The organism is Halorussus marinus, from assembly GCF_004521895.1.
Classification (GTDB): Archaea; Halobacteriota; Halobacteria; order Halobacteriales; family Haladaptataceae; genus Halorussus; species Halorussus marinus.
In genome coordinates, this window is sequence record NZ_SBIR01000005.1 from 209137 (window position 1) to 227909 (window position 18773).

15 protein-coding genes are annotated in these 18773 nt (G+C 70.1%); 7 read left to right on the forward strand and 8 right to left on the reverse strand.

The genetic code is table 11. From position 1 onward, the window contains the following. Window positions 1–37: 37 nt before the first annotated feature. A complete protein-coding gene (locus tag EPL04_RS08405; RefSeq protein ID WP_134670880.1) occupies window positions 38–1372 on the reverse strand; it encodes a glycosyltransferase family 2 protein in 1335 nt (444 codons plus the stop codon). Between the two features lie 324 nt (window positions 1373–1696). Between EPL04_RS08405 and EPL04_RS08410 the strand changes: the two genes are divergently transcribed. Next, window positions 1697–2287, forward strand: a complete 591-nt coding sequence (locus tag EPL04_RS08410; RefSeq protein ID WP_134670881.1) for a DUF1616 domain-containing protein — start codon at window positions 1697–1699, stop codon at window positions 2285–2287. Window positions 2288–2293: 6 nt separating this feature from the next. On the opposite strand, the gene EPL04_RS08415 is transcribed toward EPL04_RS08410, so the two are convergent. Beyond that, on the reverse strand, window positions 2294–2848 hold the full coding sequence (locus EPL04_RS08415) for a metal-dependent hydrolase (protein WP_134670882.1): 555 nt from the start codon (window positions 2846–2848) through the stop codon (window positions 2294–2296). Between the two features lie 164 nt (window positions 2849–3012). On the opposite strand from EPL04_RS08415, the gene EPL04_RS08420 reads away from it, so the two are divergent. The 5 genes from EPL04_RS08420 (at window position 3013) to EPL04_RS08440 (ending at window position 7268) form a co-directional block, all read left to right on the forward strand. Beyond that, window positions 3013–4041, forward strand: a complete 1029-nt coding sequence (locus EPL04_RS08420) for an NAD(P)/FAD-dependent oxidoreductase (protein WP_134670883.1) — start codon at window positions 3013–3015, stop codon at window positions 4039–4041. Between the two features lie 168 nt (window positions 4042–4209). Further along, complete coding sequence (locus EPL04_RS08425) at window positions 4210–5664, forward strand: lamin tail domain-containing protein (protein WP_134670884.1); 1455 nt, start codon at window positions 4210–4212, stop codon at window positions 5662–5664. Beyond that, on the forward strand, window positions 5654–5941 hold the full coding sequence (locus EPL04_RS08430; RefSeq protein WP_134670885.1) for a DUF3006 domain-containing protein: 288 nt from the start codon (window positions 5654–5656) through the stop codon (window positions 5939–5941). The genes EPL04_RS08425 and EPL04_RS08430 overlap by 11 nt, the downstream gene beginning before the upstream one ends. Window positions 5942–6045: 104 nt before the next feature. Beyond that, window positions 6046–6498: a 6-pyruvoyl trahydropterin synthase family protein gene (locus tag EPL04_RS08435; RefSeq protein ID WP_134670886.1), complete on the forward strand. Its 453-nt coding sequence runs from the start codon at window positions 6046–6048 to the stop codon at window positions 6496–6498. A 2-nt stretch (window positions 6499–6500) separates the two neighbouring features. Next, the gene (locus EPL04_RS08440) at window positions 6501–7268 is read left to right on the forward strand and encodes a 7-carboxy-7-deazaguanine synthase QueE (RefSeq protein WP_134670887.1); all 768 of its coding nucleotides are present in this window, start codon (window positions 6501–6503) and stop codon (window positions 7266–7268) included. Here the strand turns inward: EPL04_RS08440 and EPL04_RS08445 are convergent. Next, complete coding sequence (locus tag EPL04_RS08445; RefSeq protein ID WP_134670888.1) at window positions 7265–8110, reverse strand: DUF7847 domain-containing protein; 846 nt, start codon at window positions 8108–8110, stop codon at window positions 7265–7267. The genes EPL04_RS08440 and EPL04_RS08445 overlap by 4 nt on opposite strands. A gap of 89 nt (window positions 8111–8199) precedes the next feature. Here EPL04_RS08445 and queC point away from each other — a divergent pair, with 89 nt between their 5' ends. Then, entirely contained in the window at window positions 8200–8901 is a 702-nt protein-coding gene (gene queC, locus EPL04_RS08450; protein ID WP_134670889.1) for a 7-cyano-7-deazaguanine synthase QueC, read from the forward strand. On the opposite strand, the gene EPL04_RS08455 is transcribed toward queC, so the two are convergent. The 5 genes from EPL04_RS08455 to EPL04_RS18720 all read right to left on the reverse strand — a co-directional run bounded on the left by EPL04_RS08455 (window position 8898) and on the right by EPL04_RS18720 (window position 18766). Further along, window positions 8898–12443 (reverse strand): PKD domain-containing protein, encoded by a 3546-nt coding sequence (locus tag EPL04_RS08455; protein ID WP_134670890.1) that lies wholly within the window; start codon window positions 12441–12443, stop codon window positions 8898–8900. The genes queC and EPL04_RS08455 overlap by 4 nt on opposite strands. A 211-nt stretch (window positions 12444–12654) precedes the next feature. Beyond that, window positions 12655–16287: a PKD domain-containing protein gene (locus EPL04_RS19170; RefSeq protein ID WP_134670891.1), complete on the reverse strand. Its 3633-nt coding sequence runs from the start codon at window positions 16285–16287 to the stop codon at window positions 12655–12657. A gap of 361 nt (window positions 16288–16648) precedes the next feature. Further along, the gene (locus tag EPL04_RS08465) at window positions 16649–17554 is read right to left on the reverse strand and encodes a DMT family transporter (protein ID WP_134670892.1); all 906 of its coding nucleotides are present in this window, start codon (window positions 17552–17554) and stop codon (window positions 16649–16651) included. 58 nt (window positions 17555–17612) lie between these two features. Further along, window positions 17613–18593: a magnesium/cobalt transporter CorA gene (corA, locus tag EPL04_RS08470; protein ID WP_134670893.1), complete on the reverse strand. Its 981-nt coding sequence runs from the start codon at window positions 18591–18593 to the stop codon at window positions 17613–17615. Next, window positions 18590–18766 carry a hypothetical protein gene (locus tag EPL04_RS18720; RefSeq protein WP_167599444.1) on the reverse strand — a complete coding sequence of 59 codons (177 nt, stop codon included), beginning with the start codon at window positions 18764–18766 and terminating at the stop codon, window positions 18590–18592. Before EPL04_RS18720 ends, corA begins: the two co-directional genes overlap by 4 nt. Window positions 18767–18773: the final 7 nt, after the last annotated feature.

The window sequence follows — 18773 nt, forward strand, 5'->3', positions numbered from 1 at the left end:
GGGCGCGGTACGAAAAGAGCGATAGTGGCCGACGACCTCACCGAACGGGGTCGGTCTCGACCGCGGGGACCTTGTCGAAGTACTTGTTGAGGCTGTGGAGGATGATCCCGACCAGACAGACGAGTAGTCCGACGAAGATGAAAAACGCGGCCAGAACCGCCCGGCTCACGGGGAAGTAGCTCGCCTGAATGTAGTGGAGAAACCCCCAGTAGCCGAACCCGACACCGATGAAGGTGAGTACCGACCCCGGGAGCGCGAGGGCGGTGAGCGGCCGCGTGCGCTCGATCGTGTTGAGCAGGTTCATCACGAGGACGTAGCCGTGGGACACCGGGTTGTGACTGCTCGCGCCCTCGACGTCGTAGTCGATGACCGTGCCGACCTCCTCGATCCGGTAGCCCCGCTGTTGGGCGTGGTAGAGGATGTCGGTGCTGATGCTCATGTGGTCGCCGAGCGTGCGGTCCTGAGCGAGGCTCTCGATCGCGCGCTCGTCGTACGCCCGGAACCCGCTCTGGGTGTCGCTGACTCGGGACTCGGCCTTCACGACCCCGAGGCTCAGATTCGTGAGGACGTTCACCACCGAGAGCCCGAAGCGCCGATACAGCGGGATGTCCGTCCGGGCGTCGCCGACGAACCGACTCCCGATGAGGACCTCCGCGCCGGTCTCGTCCTGGCACTCGATCAGTCGAGCGATGTCGTCGGCGTTGTGCTGGCCGTCGCCGTCGATGGTCACGAGGTGTTCGACCCCCCGGTCGTGGGCCTCGACGAACGCCGTCTTCAGCGCGGCGCCGTACCCCCCGTTGGTCTCGTGCTGGACGACCTCGGCGCCGGCGGCCTCGGCGACGGCCGCGGTGTCGTCGGCGCTCCCGTCGTCGACGACCAGCACCGTGTCGGCGTTCCGGCGGACCGACCGGACGACCTCCCCGATCGAGCCCGCCTCGTTGTACGCCGGGATGGCGACCAGAACGTCGGCATCGGTCTCGCTCGCCGAGTCGCGGGTCGGGGCCGGCACGGTGAACGCGGCGCTCGACCGGAACGCCTCGCGGCTCCGCTCGTAGTTGATGCACTCTTCGGGCGAGTCGTGAAACAGGAGGCCGGGGAATCCGCGCGCGCGAGCCATCGTCGCCACCACGTTCCGGAGGACGTCCTCGTCGCCCGATCCGTCGTCGGTCGCGACCGTCTCCGCGCCGAGCTGGCGAGCCAGACGTGCCGATTCGGGCTCGTCTCGGCCGTCGTACCCGACGAACACGGCGTGACCGTGTTCTCTGGCGAGGGCGGCGACCCGGACGATGGCGTCAGTGTTGTCTCCCGTCGCGATGACCCCGATCGCCGGGTGATCCAGGGCCGACTCCTCGTACTCACTGACAGTTTCCATCAATTCTCGCAAGGAATTTTCCCGCCGACGGTCTTTGTTATGAACCAGCTACCCGAGCGTCCAGTTTACTGTTCCACATTGTGTGTAATTATGTCGACGGAAACGCCGAATTACACCTGTCCGGTCCCAAATAAATAGGTCGTGGAGTCGGCCCGCCGCTCGCGGTCGGACACCTATCAGCGACCGAACCGTCGGCCGGGACGACGACGCCGGTGAAACGATCGCGACCGTCGGCGTGACCGTCGGTTCCGGCCGCGATCCGGCGGCGTCCCGACGCGGCGGGCAGGAGCCTTATTAGGGCGTGTCTCGTCAGAGACCGAGAAGATGGTCCTCGACAGAGTCGCGGCGTGGGTCGCCAGCGCGTTCGAGATAAACGGCCGACACAGCGCCGCGGTGAACGCGCTCGTCCTCGTGGTCGCGATCGTCGGGATCGCCGGCGTCGGCTACACCGCCGCGGTCTCGGAAGGCACCCACGAGTACACCGAGTTCTACCTGCTGGCCGAAAACGAGTCGGGCGAACTGGTCGCCCAGGGGTATCCGGCGTCAATCCAGTCCGAACGGCCAAACGAGTTCCACGTCGGGGTCGAGAACCACCGGAGCGAGCCGACGACCTACTCGGTCGTCGTGAAACTCCAGCGGATGTACACCGCCAACGAGACGCCGGAGGTGCTCGAAGAGGAGACCGTCACCGTCGATCGAATCCCGCTGGCGGCCGACGCCGGCACCGTCGAGCGACTCAACGTCTCTCCGGAGATGCGGGGCTCTGACATGCGCTTGCGATTCTTGCTCTATCCCGACGATCCGCCCGAGAACGCCTCGATCGAGACCGCCTCCCACGAGACCCACCTCTGGCTGAACGTCACCGCGCCCGCCGAGAGCGACGCCACCGCATCCGCGGGCCTGCCGTCGCGGTAGCGGCCCTCAGTTGGCCGACAGCCGGCGATACGCCAGCCGGGGCGCTTCGAGCACCGCTCGCAGTCCGGGGCGGCCGTCGGCGATCCACAGCCCGATCATGAGCGCGCCGAGCCCGAACTCGATCGCGGTGAAGGCCGAGAGTTCGAGCGTCGCCAGTTGGGCCGCGAAACTCTTCTCGCCGTAGTCGATCGCGGGCAACACGGGCCACCCGAGGAAGGTGACGTAGTAGTACTCGCCCGCGAGAAACGGGCCGATCGCGTCGCCGAACAGGTGAACCAGATAGCCGACCCCGAACGCCGTCGAGACTCGGGCGTGGCCGTACCGACGCAGGACGAACCGGATCGCGAGGACGAGCACGACCGCCGTGAAGATCGAGTGGGCCAGCGACCGGCCGTTCGGGATGACGCCGAACGTCCACGCGAGGGGCTTGTCGACGAGGTCCGGAAACTGGGTGCCGGCGGCCAGCGCGAGCGTCGGATAGTCCCTGAGTCGCTCGCCCGAGACCCGAACGAGCAGCGAGTACGCCAGATACCCCGTCGCAAGATGTCCCCATGGCCACATTGGTCCTCCGTACGCCGCAACGACGCATAGGCCTTCGGGGCCGTCTAGTCGCCGAGACGACCGGCGCCACCGCGCGGTTTCCGTCCGGTAACCGCCTAACTGTGTGGTTAGCGAGCACTTATGAGTAACTGCGAGTAAGTAGGTTACAGAAGGTGACTCAAAAGATGACCACGAGTTCGGACGACGCGGACCGAGCGGCGTACGACGTCGCCGTCGTCGGCGGCGGGCCCGCGGGACTCACGACGGCGCTGTACGCGACGCGACTCGGCCACGAGACGGCGGTGTTCGACCGCGGCGGCGGCCGAGCCGCGATGATGCGAGACACCCACAACGTCGTCGGCGTCCCCGAGTCGGTCTCGGGCGACGAGTTCCTCCGGACCGCGATCGACCAACTCGAAGGCTACGGCGCGAGCTACGAGCGGGCCTTCGTCACCGGGATCGACGAGGCCGACTCGTCGCGACGGTTCGAGCTCGAAACGACCGACGGGACGGCGTTCGCCGACCGGATCGTGCTCGCGACCGGGCTCGGCGACGGACGGCCCGACCCGCCGCTTGCCCGCACGGGTCGGGGGCTCCACTACTGTCTGCACTGTGATGCGTACATGTTCGTCGACGAGCCGGTGTACGTCATGGGGGCCGGCGAGTCGGCCGCCCGCGTCGCGATGATCATGCTCAACTTCACCGACGACGTCGACCTGCTGTTGCGGGGTGACGATCCCGAGTGGAGCGGGGAGACCGACCGCCAGCTCCGGGCCCATCCGGTCGATATCGTCGAGTCGGACGTGGTCGGGGTCACCAACGGCGAGGACGGGTGGTTAGAGAGCCTCGCGTTCGCCGACGGCACCGAGCGCGAGTACGCCGGCGGGTTCGCGATGTACGGCGCCGATTACAACAACGACCTCGCCGCGAGCCTCGGCGTCGAGATCGACGACGACGGGGCGGTCGTGGTCGACGACCACGGTCGGACGAGCCGCGACGGCGTGTACGCGGTCGGCGACCTCACGCCCGGCCACAACCAGATCCCGGTCGCGATGGGCCAGGGCGCGAAGGCGGGGCTCGCGATCCACAAGGACCTCCGGACCTACCCCAAACCGCTCTCGGAGATCGACGGCGAGGTCGAACCGACCGACGTTCCCGCGATGCCCGAGTCGCTCCGGAGTCGGGCCGCGAGCCGCGCCGACGCCGACGACTGATCCGGCCCGGCGATCCGACGCCCACCGGTCTTTCGGAAGCGATCGCGTCTTCGACGAGGCTCACTCGTCTCGGTTTGCGCGTCGCCGAACCCGATGCTGTTCTTTGCGGGCATTTCTGCGCGATATTTTGGGAAGGAGTGTTGACTCGCCCGACCGTGGGTGAGCGTAATGGAACTCCCGCGTCGTCGCGCTCGGTCGCTCGCCCTCGCGGCGGTCGCGCTTCTCGTCGTCGCGGGTCTCGCGGGCTGTCTCGGCGGCTCGGGCGGGTTCGGAGACGGGGCCTCCGGGACCGCCTCCCCCGCGTCGGCGCCGGTCGGCGACGACTCCGCCGGCAATCTCTCGATCCACTTTATTCACGTCGGACAGGGCGCGAGCGTCCTCGTGGTCGGGCCGACCGGCGAGACGCTGTTGTACGACACGGGCGACTGGGAGGACGACGGCGAGCACGTCCTCGACTATCTCCGGGCGCGCAACGTGACCCGGATCGACTACCTCGTGACCTCCCACGCCGACGCCGACCACATCGGGGGCCACGCCGCGGTCATCGAGTACTTCGAGACCGAGGCCGACGGCGTCGGGGCGGTCTACGACCCCGGCGTGGCGGCCGCGACCCGGACCTACGAGCGGTACCTCGACGCGGTCGAGGCCCACGACGTGACCCTCTACCGGGCCGCGGCCGGCGACGCAATCGCGCTCTCGGGCGCGAGCGCTCGGGTGCTCGCCCCGCCCGCGGAGGGCTTCGCGGGCGAGGACCGCAACGAGAACAGCCTCGCGCTCCGGGTCGCCCGGGGGAACGTCAGCCTCCTGCTGACCGGCGACGGCGGGTCGACCGCCGAACGCTACCTCCGGGAGCGCTACGCCGACGGGCTGAACGCGACGATCCTCGCGGCCGGCCATCACGGAAGCAACTCCAGCACCGGGCCGGGCCTGCTCGCCGCGAGCGCGCCCCGGGTGGCGGTCGTCCAGAGCGCCTACGACTCGCCGTACGGCCACCCTCATCGGGAGGTGCTGGGGCGTCTCGCCGACCGCGGGGTCCCGACCTACTGGACCGGCGTCCACGGCACCGTGGCGTTCGAGACCGACGGGGAGCGCGTCGCGGTCCTGACTCGCCGCGGGGCCCCGACCGACCCGCGCGAACTCCGGACGGCGCCCGGGGTGAGCCCGGGTTCGGAGGGCCGACTCGATCCCCGGGCCACGTTCCGGGCTCGCGGCGAAGCGCCCGCGAGCACGTCCGGTCCGACGAGGACGCCCGACGCGACGGTGGTCGCCGACGGGGGCGAGACCGCCGGCGCGCTCGAAGTCGCGGAGGTCCACGCCGACGCGCGGGGCAACGACCACGAGAACCTCGACGACGAGTACGTCGTCTTCCGGAACGCCGGCGACCGCACCCTCGACCTCTCGGGGTGGACGGTCGGCGACGAGGCCGACCACGCATACGAGTTCCCGGCCGACACCGAACTCGGGCCGGGCGAGACGCTCACGCTCCACACCGGCTCCGGGACGGACGCCGACGGTCACTCCTACTGGGGCGCCGACACCGCCGTCTGGAACAACGGCGGCGACACCGTTTTCGTCCGGACGCCCGAAGGCGAACTCGTGACGGAGGAGGCGTATGCTTCCTGACGGGCGCTACGTCGCGGTGCTCGACCGATTCGAGGGCGAGCGGGCGGTCTTGCTCGTCGAGGACGGCGGGACGGTCCTCGACGAGTTCGCCGTCCGGACGCGTCGGCTACCGGCCGACAGCCGCCAGAACGCCGTCTTCCGGGTGACCGTCCGGAACGGCCACCTCGTCTCGGCGCGACCCGACCCCGAGGCGTCCGAGCGCCGGCTCGCCGAGGCCCAAGACCGATTCGACCGACTCGCCGAGCGCCCGCCCGACGAGTCGGACGAGGACGCCTGAGTCGACGGCGTCCGGACCAGAGTCGGGCCGCCCGCGGGTCGCGAATCGCCCCACGACTCGGTCCGTTTACGCACGCTTAAGTGTGCGCCGAGTGATCTCCGAATATGACTCGAAGAGTATCAGAGCCGGCCTCGCCCGGCGCCGACGAACGGACCCTCTACGTCGGCCGCGACCGACCGATTCGGATCAGCGCCGGCCACCGCATCCGCCACCACGACGGCAAATGCAGTCGCCCGCACGGCCACAACTACGAGATCGCGGTGAAGATCGTCGGCGAACTCCGCGAGGAAGGGTGGGTCGTCGACAAGGGGTCGGTCACCGCTGTCGTCTCCGAGTGGGACCACCGCTTCCTCCTTGAGGCCGACGATCCCCTCGTCGAGGCGTTCGAGGCGAGCGGCGACGGCGACGCCGTCGTCGTCCTCGACGACCCGCCGACCGCCGAAGTGATGAGCGCGGTGCTCGAACGCCGGCTCGAAGCGACGCTCCCCGAGACCGTCTCGGCGGTCAGCGTGCAGGTCAGCGAGACCGCCGAGCTCTGTGGCGGCGCGGAGTTCTGACCGTGCCGGTCTCCAGCGACCTCGACGAGGCGCCCGGGGAGTCGGACGCCGACGGCCTCCCGATCAACGAACTGTTCGAATCGCTTCAGGGAGAGGGGCGGCTCGCGGGCGTCCCGAGCGTGTTCGTCCGGACCTCCGGCTGTAACCTCCGGTGTTGGTTCTGCGACTCGTATCACACCTCGTGGGAGCCGACCCACGCGACGATGAGCGTCGACGAGATCCTCGCGGAGGTGGCGTCGTACGACGCCGACCACGTCGTGCTCACGGGCGGCGAGCCGCTGATCCACGACTCGGCGGTCGACCTCCTCGACGCCCTCGACGATCGGGGGTACCACACCACGGTCGAGACCAACGGCACCGTCTTCCGGGACGCTCCCATCGACCTCGCCAGCGTCAGCCCGAAGCTGGCGTCGAGCACTCCCACGCCAGAACGCGATCCGAAGGGCGACGGCGAGTGGGCCGAGCGCCACGACGCCCGCCGCATCGACCGCGACGCGCTCGGGGCGCTGGTCGAGGCCTACGACGTCCAACTCAAGTTCGTGGTGAGCGACCGCGGGGAGATGGACGAGATCACCGATCTGGTGGCGCGGCTCCGCGAGGCGGTCGACGTTCGGATTCGGGACGCCGACGTGCTTTTGATGCCGGAGGGCGCGACCCGCGATCGGATCGAGGAGACCCGACCCGTCGCCGCCGAACTCGCCCGTGAGTACGGTTTCCGATACACCCCGCGGCTCCACGTCAACCTCTGGAACGACGCGCCCGAGACCTAGGCGAGCGAGTCGAGACAGTCGTCGTAGAACGCGACCTGATAGGTCACCCCGAACGCCGAGAGCAGGGCCGTGAGGACGACCATCGCCGCGCCGACCGCGACGAGGACGCCCGGAGCCACCTCCGGCACTCCCGTGCCCACACCCGGGCCGGCGCCGGCGCCAGCGCCCGGGGCCGGGGACTCGACGCCGGCGCCGCCGAACAGCGTGAAGAAAACGCCCAAGAGCCCGCCGACCGCGCCGATCGCGAGCGAGACGGCGGAGTACCCGAGCGCGGAGACGAGGTTCCGGCGGACGAGGCCGGCGCTCCGCTTGAACGACGCCGCGACCCCGAGGTCCGAGACGACCACCGCCGCGGCGTAAAACTGCAGGAAGAACACGGGTAGCCCCACCGCGAGGACCCCGAGCACGCCCAGAATCGCCAGCGCGACCAGACTGGCCTCTGTGATCGCCGCCGACCCGGCGCCGACGCCCACCGCGAACGCGGCGATCGCCGCCATCCCCAGCACGGCGCCGATGGCGCCGAACAGCACCACGAACAGGACGATCGCGGCCAGCAGTCGCAGATAGTGTTTCCGGCCGCCCGCGAGGAACGTCTCGAAGCTGGCGGTCCCGTCGAGTCCCTCTCGGGCCATCGAGAGCAGTCCGCCCGTCAGGAACGGTACGACCAACAGCGAGAGCCCCGACAGCGGAACCATCACCACCCCGGCGGTCGGCGGCGGGAGGAGGACCGACAGTCCCGTCGGGAGGAAAGAGACCAGCGTGACGACGAACGCCGCGCCGAACAGACTGCTATTTCGCGCGAGCGTCCGGCCCGTCGTGGAGAGCGACGAAATTGCACCCATACGGACACGTCAGCCGTTCGTGTATTATCGCTGTCGGTTTCGGCCGCGCGACCGCATCGTTGATAGTATTCGCGTGCGAGTAGTCGAGTATGACCGAAAGCACATCGAAGCGGGCCGTCGTCCTGGTCTCCGGCGGGATGGACAGCGCCACCGCCGCCTACGAGGCCCAGGCCGAGGGCTACGACCTCTACCTGTTGCACACCTCCTACGGACAGGAAACCGAGGACAAAGAGTACGAGTGCGCCGAGCGACTGGCCGAGGAAGTCGACGCCGCGGACTTCCTCCGGATCGAAACCGACCACCTCGCGGCGATCGGCGGGTCGAGCCTGACCGACGACGAGATGGACATCGCGGACGCCGACCTCGACTCCGAGTCGGTCCCGACGTCTTACGTCCCGTTCCGGAACGCGAACCTGCTCGCGATGGCGGTGTCGTACGCCGAGGCCAACGACTGCGAGGCCGTCTTCATCGGCGCCCACACCGAGGACTTCTCGGGGTATCCGGACTGCCGGCCGGCGTTCTTCGACGCGTTTCAGGGGGTCGTCGACGCCGGAACGAGAGACGACACCCACGTCGAGATCCGGGCGCCGTTCGCCGAGCTGTCGAAGACCGACATCGCCGACCGCGGCGTCGAACTCGGGGTCCCCTACGAGGACACCTGGAGCTGTTACCGGGCCGAGTCGCCGGCGTGTGGCACCTGCGACGCCTGCGCGTTCCGGCTCAAGGCCTTCCAGAATGTCGGCGTCCGGGACCCGATCGAGTACGAACGGCGCCCCGAGTACGCCGACTAGCGGTCGCCCGCCCGCCCCCGGCGCGCCGCGACCAGCAGTGCCCCGACGAGAGCGATCAACGCCCCGCTCGCGCCCAAGCCCGGGATCGACGCGTCGGGCGCCGACGAGTCGGTTGCGTCGGGACCGGTTTCGACGACCGCGATCTCGACGGTCTCCCCGCCCGCGCTCGCGGTGTAGTCGCCCGCCGCGCCGATCTCCCGGACGAACGTGACCGACCGGCGCTCGCCGGCGGGCACGGCGACGGTCTCGGTCGCGACCGCCTCGCCGAACAGTCCGAGCGCGAGTTCGCGCTGGCCGTCTTTCGCGCCGCGGTTCTCGACGCTCGCGGTGATCGCGACCCGGTCGCCGGCGTCGATCCGGGAGGCGTTCGCCGACAGGTCGGCGACCGCGATGTCCGCGACCGGGTCGGCGACCGACACCGTCCCGACGGGCTCGCCGGCCACGGCGACCTCGTGGGTGCCCGGCGCGAGCGAGCGCTCGAACGCGACCGCGGCGGTCTCCCCGCCCGGCACCGCGACCGTTTCGGTGGCGACCGGCTCGCCGTCCGCGGTCAGGTCGACCGCGAACGTCCGGGAATCGGCTCTCTCGTTGCGGACCGTCGCGTTCACCGCGATCGAATCGCTGGCCGCGACCGACTCGGCCGCGAGCGTGGCCTCGGTCACGGCGTACGGTCTGTCGGCCCCGACAGCGAGGGCGCCGATCGCGTCGGCCGTGGCTCGGACCCGGACGCGCTCGCCCCGGTCGGTGACGGTCGCGTCGAGGGCCGACCACTCGCCGTCGCGGCGCTGGTACGCCGCGAGGTCGTCGGGGCCCACCCCGGCGGCGTCGAGGCGGTCGCGCGCGACCGTCGCGACGTAGACGACGCGCTCGACCGACGCGGCGTCGAGGTACTTCGCGCCGACGGCGAGGCTCCCGAACGCTTCGTCGGCCGGCAGTTCTGCCCCACCGTCGGCGCCGCGAGCGGTCTCGACCACGAAGTGCGGGTCGTCGGTCGCGAGGTCGATCTCGACCGCCCGGAACCGAAGGCCGGTCTGGTCGGCGGCGTCGGTCGCGGGCAGGTCAGCCGTGACGGTCTCGTCGCCCCGCGCGTTGCGCACGTCGACGGCGGTCGCGTTCGGGCCGCGAGCCTCGGTCTCGGTGAGGACGGACACAGAGCCGCCGCCTCCGGCGCTTCCGCCTCCGCCGCCCCCGCCGCCACTTCCACCGCTATCGTCGCCACCGCCGCTTCCGCCACCACCGGCGCTTCCGCCGCCGCCACTGTCTCCTATCGCCTGCTCCTCGGTGACCCGGACGCCGACGGCCGCCGCGGTGTCGTCGTTGCCCGCGACGTCGACGACGGTGACCGTCGCGTTGTACGACCCCGGTTCGCCGTAGGCGTGGTCGACGCGCGCCGCGTCCGTGGTCCGGGTCTCCCCGTCGCCGAACGTCCACCGGTACTCGGCGACGCCTCGGTCGTCGCTGCTGTTCGTCGCGTCGAAGGTCACGTCGTCGCCGACGCTCGCCTGCTCGTCCTCGACCGAGAGGGCGGCGGTCGGCGTCGTTCGGTCCGGCCCCAACACCCGCACTCTGGCGGCGGTCCGGTTGGCGTTGCCCGCCCGGTCGGTCGCGGTCAGGGTCACCGTGTAGTTGCCCGGGTCGTCGTAGCTGTGGTTCGCGGTCGGCCCCCGGGCGGTCGCCCCGTCGCCGAACGCCCACCGGTAGCCCGCGATCCGGCTCCGATCGGCGGCCGATCCCTCGACGTCGAGCGTCGCGTCGACTCCGACCGCGTCGGGGACCGTGGCGCTCACGTTCGGCGGCCGAGCGCGGACGACCTCGACGGTCGCGTTGGCGGTGGCGGCGTTGCCGGCGGCGTCGGTGACGGTCACGGTCGCGGTGTAGGTCCCCGGCTCGTCGTAGATGTGGCTCGCGGTCTCGCCCGAGCCGGTCGACCCGTCGCCGAACGCCCACCGATAGCTCGCGATCCGGCGGTCGTCGGTCGCGTCGGCGGCGTCGAGGGTGACGCTCGCGCCGGCTTCGACGGTCGGTGGGTCGGCGCTGGCCGCGGCCGTCGGCGGGGTCTCGTCGGGCGCCAGCACCTCGACGTCGACCGTCGCGGTCGCCGCGTTGCCCCCCTCGTCGGTCGCTTCGAGCGCGACCTCGTAGCTCCCCGCGGCGTCGAATCGGTGGGTCACCGTCTCGCCGGTCGCGGTCGCGTTGTCGCCGAACGCCCACCGATAGGTGTCGATCCCGGTGTCGTCGGTGGTGTTTCCGGCCTCGAAGACGAACTGCTCGCCCCGGACGGGGTCGGCCGGTGCCGCCACCTCGATCGTCGGCGCGGGCGACTCGTCGGCCCCGACCGACACCGAAACGGTCGCGGTGTCCTCGGAGCCGCCGCGGTCGACGGCGGTCACGCTCGCCTCGTAGGTCCCGCTCTCGTTGTAGACGTACCCCGTCCGGGGCCCGTCGGTCGTTCGCTCGATCTCGCCGTCGCCGTCGAGGTCCCACCGGTAGCTCGCGACCCCCACGTCGTCGACGGTGGCGGTCGCGTCGAGGACGGTCCGGAACCCCTCGGTCGGCGCGTCGGTCGCGACAGTGACGGCCGCCTCCGGGGGCGCGTCCGCCTCGACGGTGACGTTCGCGGCCGCGGCGTCGGTGTTGCCCGCGGCGTCGGCGACGGTCACCCGAGCCCGGTACTCGCCGGGGTCGTCGTAGACGTGATCGATCGACGGCGTCGACGTGGTCCGCTCGACCTCGCCGTCGCCGTCGACGTCCCACCGGTACTCGGCGACGCCCCGGTCGTCGCTCGCGCCGCTCGCGTCGAGCGAGACCGGAACTCCGGCCACGCCGTCGCCCGCGGCGAGCGCGGCGTCGGGCGCCGACGAGTCGGTACAGCTCCCGGCTCGGATCGTGATCGGTCGGCTCATCCGGAGGTCGGTCGTCGCGGGATCGTCGACGCTCCCCGAGAGGAACTGCCACGCCCGGACCTCGCCGGTCCGATCGAGGTCGTCGTAGAGGGCCGCCCGCTCGTCGAACGCGGGGTCGATCGTGATCCGGGTGTCGGCGGCGTCGATGCCTCGGAAGATCCCGCCGTCGGTGCGGTCGCCGTACCACGTCCAGTCGATCCGGTCCCGGGAGATCCGGTCGTCCCGGTCGTCGTAGTTGTCGTCGACGAGCGCCCACTCGCCGTCGCCGGGCAGTCCCGAGAACCGGAACGTCGCGGCGCTCCCGCCGCCGCTCGCGCCGCGCTCGTTGTGGACGATCACGAGGCTCACGCCCTCGGGCCCGTCGTAGAGGAACAACCGGCTGGTGTCCTCTCGGGGGAGAGTCGACGGCATGTAGGTGCTGTACGTGTACTCCTCGTCGTCGATCGGACTGCGGTAATCGTAGAAGTCGACGACATCCTCGCCGCCCTCCAGCGGCGACACCTCGAAACACCGGTCGCCCTGCTCGACGACGAACGCGTTCTCGGCGGCGCTCGCGGTGTCGACCGCGTGGGGCGCCACCGGCGCGACGACGAGGAGCGCGACGACCACGACCGCGGCGTAAGAGCGTATCTGAGTCATTGTGGGGGCCAGCGCCGCACAGAGCCGGGCGGTCGACCCGTCCGCGCGGTCGAGTCGCGGCTCTGGGCGCCGAGTCACCCCGGCTTTGCGGCGAGTCGGTCTTTGTTATACGTCGGCTGTCCGAACCTAGGCCGAGTCGGCGTCGCGGCGTCCTCGAAGCCTAACCGCCGACAGCGCCGGCTTAAAAAGAACCGCGAATGCGATCGCGCCGTCAGGACCGCCGACGGGCGATGAGCGCGGCCGCGAGCACCGCGACCAGCGCCGCGCCGACGCCGAAGCCGGGCACGCCGCCGTCGGTGGTGCTCTCGGTCGTCGTCTCGGTCGACTCGGACGTCGCGGGACCCGCCTCGGTCGTCGCCTCGGCGGTCTCGATGCCCTCGACGACGATCTCGGCGCGCTCGTCGTCGACGCTCACCTGATAGACGCCGGGGTCGTCGAACTGCCGAGCGAACTCGACCTCGCGGGTCGAGTCGGCCGGGACGGTGACCGACTCGGTCGCCACCACCTCGCCGTCGACGGTGAGTTCGACCTCGTGGGTGCCCTCCGCGAGGCCGTCGTTGGCAACCGTCGCGGTGACGGTCGCCCGGTCGCCGGGCGCGACGCGGTCGCCCGGCACCGACAGGCCGGCGATCGCGGTCGCGGGCCGTTCGACGCCGACCGCGTAGGTGCCGTCGGTGGCGTTCGCGCCGAACCGCTGGGCGTCGTCGGTCTCGTTCAGGCGCTCGACGTCGACCGGGGTCCACGAGTCGTTCTCGTATCGGAACAGCGAGACGTGCTCGGGGGCGGCGTCGGCCGCCGCCAGCCGGTCGTTCGAGACGGTGAACGTCGCGTTCGCGCCGTCGGCGTCCGCGACGGTGACGTACGACAGGGCCTCGAAGCCGTCGGCCGCGGCGGTCGGCGCCCGCACGTCCGCGGGCGCGGTCTCGTTGACCGTCAGGCTCGCGCCGCTCGACTCGACGACGACTTCGCCGGCGTCGTCGCCGAGCGAGGCGATCGTGCGGTCGTTGCGCTCGTTCGAATCGTCGTTCGAGCTCGATCCGCGGTTCGGACTGGCGGTTCCGATCCCGCCGCCGGTGGCCCCGTCGTCGGGATCGTCGACGACGGGCTCTTTGTCGCCGTCGTCACCGTCGTTCGCGTCGCCGGAATCGCTCCCGCCGTCGGCCTCCTCGACGGTGATCGTCCGCTCGATCATGTTCTTGTTGCCGGCTTTGTCCACGATGTGGAGCTTCACCGTCTTGTCGCCGGGCGAGTCGAAGACGTGGGTCGCGGTCTCGCCCTCGGGCTTGTCGTGGTTGTGCTCGTCGCCGTCGACGACGACCCAACAGATGTGTGAGACCCCGGACTCGACGCCGGTGAGGTCGGTCGCCTTCAGGTGGACCTTCTGGCCGACCTCGGCGGTCTCAGGAACGTGGAGCGTCGCGCCGGGTTTCGTGTGGTCGTTCCGCTCGATGGTGATCTGGGCGCCGGCGATGTCTTTGTCGCCGTTCGCGTCCACGACGGTCACCGAGGCGGTGTAGGTCCCGGGCCCGTCGTAGATCTTGTGGACTCGGTGGTAGACGGTGCTGTTGTCTTTCGTGTTGGTCCGGCGGTCGATCTCGTCGTCGCCGTCGAAGTTCCACCGGTACTCCTCGATGTCGGCGTCGCTTTTCGAGTCGCTCGCGTCGAAGCCGACCTTCTCACCGAAGTCTGCGGTGTCGGTCAAGAGGGTGAGCTTCGCGGTCGGACCGTCGTCGTCCTTCGGGTCGTCGTCTTTGGGCGGCGCCGAGTCGGCTTTCTCGACCGTGAGCAGGTGGGTCGCGGTGTCGGTGTTGCCCGCGGCGTCGTTCACCGTGAGCGAGACCTCGTACTCGCCGGGCTCGTCGTAGGTGCGAGTCACCGTCTCGCCCATCGCGGTCGTCCCGTCGCCAAACTGCCAGTGGTAGCCCACGACGCCGGCGTCGTCGGTCGATCCGGAGCCATCGAGGCTGATCGTCTCGCCGACGGTGGCCGTCTCGGGCGCGTCGATGTGCGCGCTCGGAGGTTCGGCGTCGGCCTCGATCTGGGCGGCCGTCGGGCTCGTCGCGGTGGCCGCGCCGAGGTCGAAGTTCCCGAAGTCGGTCTGCCAGACGAGGTTCGAGTCGTCGGTCTCGGGCGTCCACGTCACTGTGAAGGTGTTGCGCCCGGGCTCGAAGACCGACGGCGGTTCCGCGTCGACGTTGCCGGCTCCGAACTCGTTGACCGCGGGCGACATCTCGGCGTCGTTCGGGTTCTCGTAGCCGAACGTCACCTCGTAGGTGCCGTCGCCGACCCGGGTCGCGCTCTCGACGAAGGTGCTCGGACGCTCGGGGCGGACCGCCGCGAGTTGGGACTCGTAGTCGGGGTTCTGTCTGGTCGCGACGGCGTCGCCGGTCCGATCGCCGTCGTAGACGGAGACCTCACGGATCACGGGCCCCCACTGACCGCTGTCGGGGGCTTCGAGCACGGTAGTGCCGCTGACCGGGCCGAGGTCGAGGTCGTCGGCTCCGGCGCCGTCGGTGGCGTAGAACGGCGCGTGGACGTACACCGTCTCGAAGTCGCCGTTGATCCGGACCGCGCTCTCGTTGAGGTACTCGATGGGGTCACGCTCCTCGACGGTGACGGTCTCGCTCGCGGTGGCGGTGTCGCCCTCGCCGTCGGTCACCGTGAGCGAGACCTCGTACTCGCCGTAGCCGTCGTAGCTGTGCGTGGCGGTTTCGCCGGTGGCGCTCGACCCGTCGCCGAAGTCCCACTCGTAGCTGGTGACGTCGCCGGACGAATCGCCGGCGTCGAACGTGATCGCCTCGTCGTTTCCGGCGGGGTTCGGATCGGCGGAGAAGGCGGCCACGAGGCCGGTCTCGTCCCCGCCATCGGACGCTGTGACCTCGATCTCCGTCGTCGTAGTGGCGGTGTTGTCGCCCCCGTCGACGACCGTCACCGCCGCGGTGTAGGTCCCGGGGGTGTCGTACGTCCGGGAGACCGTCGGTTCGGAGGTCGTCCGGTCGATCTCGCTGTCGTTTTCGAAGTCCCAGCGGTACTCGGCGACGTCGCTACCGGTGCCCGAGGAGCCGCTGGCATCGAGCGTGACCGCCTGATCGTTCGCGACGGGGTTCGGCGTGGCCGTCAGCGAGGCCTCGGGGTCGGTGGTGTCGGGGCAACTCCCCTTCTTGATCGTCACGCTCTGGGAGAGATCGAGCGACGCGACCTCGGACTGGTCGCCGCCGAGGAGCCGCCACTCCTCGGTCCGGTTGTCGCCGCCAGTCCACTTCCACTTACCCCAGTCGTCCGCGGCCTCGTTGAAGCCGGGATCGATGGTGATCTCCTCGTAGTCGTCACCGCCGAGCCCTCGGACGGCGCCCCCGTCAGTTCGGTCGGGCCGCCACATCCAGTCGATGCTCGAACTGGTTTCGGAGTGGGTGAAGTTGTCGTCGGTGTTCTCGCCGTAACTGTCGTCCTCGACCGCCCACGTCCGATCGCTCGGAAGCCCGGAGATGTCGAACGTGATGGCGCTCCCGTGCGGACCGTCCCCCAGCTTGTCGTGAACCATGACGAGACTGACTCCCTCGGTTCCGTGGTAGAGAAAGAGGTTACTCGCTTGGTTCTGCTGGATGTCCTGAGTCCCGTGCGAGGAGTACGTGTACGACTCGTTCGGCGTCCGGTAGTCGTAGAACTCCGAGACGTTCTCCTCGCCGGAGATCGGCGACACCTCGTAACACTCCTCGCCCTGCGAGACGTGGAACGTGGTCGCCTCGCCCGACGGCGCGGCGCCACCGACGCCGGCCACCGAGAGCGACGAGACGACGAGCAGTCCGGCGAGCAGGACCGCCCGGGCCTGGGCTCGGCGGCTCACGCCCGCCCACCTCCGGGGCGTCTCTGGCGGGTCGGCGGTCCGGGTTCGGTCGGCTTATCGATGCTAGCGTGGGTGTACCGCCGCTTTCGAGGCCGTTCGAGGCGTCTGCGGCGGGGATGGCGTTCGGGCATTCTGAGTCGGGGTTCGTCGGAAATTGCGCGTTTCGAGACGTTTCGTCGGTCTTAACCGTCGAATCGGTCGTCACGACATCGTTACCCGACAACTTCCGGCGTACCCGCCCTTTGTTATCCACCGGCTGTCGCCCGAACAGAACGCGCCTGACCGTTCACAAACCGTCGGCTATACGGCCGTAGGCCGTGCCTGTCGAGCGTTCAGAAATCCGACCGAGAACTCGGCGTCGCTACGGACGGCTTCGCGCGGTGACGTAGATGCCAGCGAGCACGACCGCGCCGCCGGCGACGGTGAACGCGTCGGGGACCTCCCCGAGCAGGACGAGCGCGAGCAGGGTCGACCCCACCGGTTCGCCGAGCAGGGTGACGCTGACCACGCTCGACTCGACGTACTTCAGCGCCCAGTTGATGACCGTGTGACCGAAGATCCCGGGCCCGATCGCCATCCCGAGAAAGAGGAGCCACTCGGTGGGCTCGTAGGCGGTCAGCGCCACGGTCGCGCCCTGACCGACCGCGACCGCCAACAGCGCGAGCGCACAGACGGCGTACACCACCGTGACGTACGGGACGAGCGCGACCCGCTGGCGGAGCGACCGCCCCGCGAGGACGTAGCCGGCCGCCATCACGGCGCCGACCAGCGCCAGCCCGTTGCCGAACAATGGTCGGGCGCCGGCGAGCGCCGCCCCCGACAACAGCCCCCCGAGCGACATCACCGCGACCCCGGCGACCGCGATCAGGATTCCGGCCGCCATCCGGCGGGTGACGGTCTCCTCGAGCAGGAGGGACGCGCCGACCGCGACGAACAGCGGCTGGGACTGGACCAGCGTGACGCTCGCCGCGACGGTCGTCCACTCCAGACTCTCGAACCACGTCGCGAAGTGAGCCGCGAGCGCGACCCCGGTGACGACCGCGATCGCCGCGTCCCGCCCCGAGAGCCGCCGGAGGTCCTCCCGGTAGCGCGTGACCGCCACCGGCGCGAGCATGAGCGTGGTAAACACCACGCGGTAGAGCGCCTTGACGATGCTCGGGGCCTCGCTGTATCGGATCAGGATGGCGCTGGTGCTGACCGCGACGATCGCGACCGCGAGCCCCGCCATCGGCGGGGTCCGCGCTTCGAGCCGCGAGAGCGTGCTCATCGTTGACGGTGTCGGACGGCGGCGGTTTAGTCGAACCGGTTTCGGACGGCTCGCCAGCTCAGACGTACCCCGACCGCCTGAAGTACGCCACCAGCACCACCGTCACGCCGAGCATCCCGACCATCACGGCGGGATAGCCGTACGTCCAGCCGAGCTCGGGCATGTTGTACGGGCTCCCCTCGAAGTTCATCCCGTAGACCCCGACGACGAACGTCAGCGGGAGGACCACGGTCGCGACGACGGTCAGTCGCTTCATCACCTCGTTGGTCGACAGCGACAGCGAGTTGAGGTAGATGTCGCGCGCGCCGCTCGCGAGGTCCCGATAGGTCTCGGTCAGATCGACCAACTGGACGAGGTGGTCGTACACGTCCCGGAAGTACTTCTCGGTCGACTCCTGAATCTGGTCGGGGTCGCCGCGGGCGAGCGAGCCGGCGGCCTCGCGAGTCGGCCACAGCAGTTTCCGAAACGAGAGCAGTTCCCGGCGGACGTTGTTGATGACCTCCAGCGTGTCGATGTCGGCCGCCGTGGTCACGTCGTCCTCGACGGCCTCGATCTGGTCTTCGATCTGGTCGAGCACCTCGAAGTAGTCGTCGACGACCGCGTCGACGATCCGATAGACCGCGAAGTCCGCGCCCTGTCGGAGGAGCCGGCCCTCCTCGGACTCGACCATCCCCCAGACGCGCTCGACCGCCGAGAGGTCGTGGGTCGATAGGGACACGATCCAGTCGTCGCCCACGAACAGCCCGACGTTTCGGGTTCGGATCTCCTCCTCGAACGTCGTCTCGCCCCGGCGCAGTGAGGCGGTCTTCAGCAGGACGAAGGTGTGGTCGTCGAACTCCTCGGTCTTCGGGCGCACGTCGTTTCGCACGTCCTCGACCGACAGCGGGTGAATACCGAACGTCTCGGCCACCCGGTCCAGTTCGGCCGGCGTGCCGTCCGACACCCGAACCCACGTCGTCCCGTCGGCGCCTCGGGCCTCGGCCAGATCGGTGTAGTCGGTCGTCCCGTCGGCGGAGTACACCACCGAGCGGACGGTCACGAGTCGGCCCCCGCGGCGCCGGTCGTGTCCGCACCGATCGCGAGCAGTGTGATGCCGACCATCACGCCCGACACCGAGAACGCCCGGCCGGGATAGGCGGCAACGAGCCCCGCGAGATAGCCGACGAGGCCGAGCAGTGTGAGCCCGGCTCCGGCGGCGAACGCACCGTTCATACTCGCG

What these genes read in the sequence shown, in the direction of transcription:
- EPL04_RS08465 (WP_134670892.1), bottom strand. Translation starts at nt 17,554, where the DNA reads ATGAGCACGCTCTCGCGGCTCGAAGCGCGGACCCCGCCGATGGCGGGG.
- EPL04_RS08415 (WP_134670882.1), bottom strand. Translation starts at nt 2,848, where the DNA reads ATGTGGCCATGGGGACATCTTGCGACGGGGTATCTGGCGTACTCGCTG.
- EPL04_RS08410 (WP_134670881.1), top strand. Translation starts at nt 1,697, where the DNA reads ATGGTCCTCGACAGAGTCGCGGCGTGGGTCGCCAGCGCGTTCGAGATA.
- EPL04_RS08430 (WP_134670885.1), top strand. Translation starts at nt 5,654, where the DNA reads ATGCTTCCTGACGGGCGCTACGTCGCGGTGCTCGACCGATTCGAGGGC.
- EPL04_RS08405 (WP_134670880.1), bottom strand. Translation starts at nt 1,372, where the DNA reads ATGGAAACTGTCAGTGAGTACGAGGAGTCGGCCCTGGATCACCCGGCG.
- EPL04_RS08420 (WP_134670883.1), top strand. Translation starts at nt 3,013, where the DNA reads ATGACCACGAGTTCGGACGACGCGGACCGAGCGGCGTACGACGTCGCC.
- EPL04_RS08435 (WP_134670886.1), top strand. Translation starts at nt 6,046, where the DNA reads ATGACTCGAAGAGTATCAGAGCCGGCCTCGCCCGGCGCCGACGAACGG.
- EPL04_RS08455 (WP_134670890.1), bottom strand. Translation starts at nt 12,443, where the DNA reads ATGACTCAGATACGCTCTTACGCCGCGGTCGTGGTCGTCGCGCTCCTC.
- EPL04_RS08425 (WP_134670884.1), top strand. Translation starts at nt 4,210, where the DNA reads ATGGAACTCCCGCGTCGTCGCGCTCGGTCGCTCGCCCTCGCGGCGGTC.
- EPL04_RS18720 (WP_167599444.1), bottom strand. Translation starts at nt 18,766, where the DNA reads ATGAACGGTGCGTTCGCCGCCGGAGCCGGGCTCACACTGCTCGGCCTC.
- queC (WP_134670889.1), top strand. Translation starts at nt 8,200, where the DNA reads ATGACCGAAAGCACATCGAAGCGGGCCGTCGTCCTGGTCTCCGGCGGG.
- EPL04_RS08445 (WP_134670888.1), bottom strand. Translation starts at nt 8,110, where the DNA reads ATGGGTGCAATTTCGTCGCTCTCCACGACGGGCCGGACGCTCGCGCGA.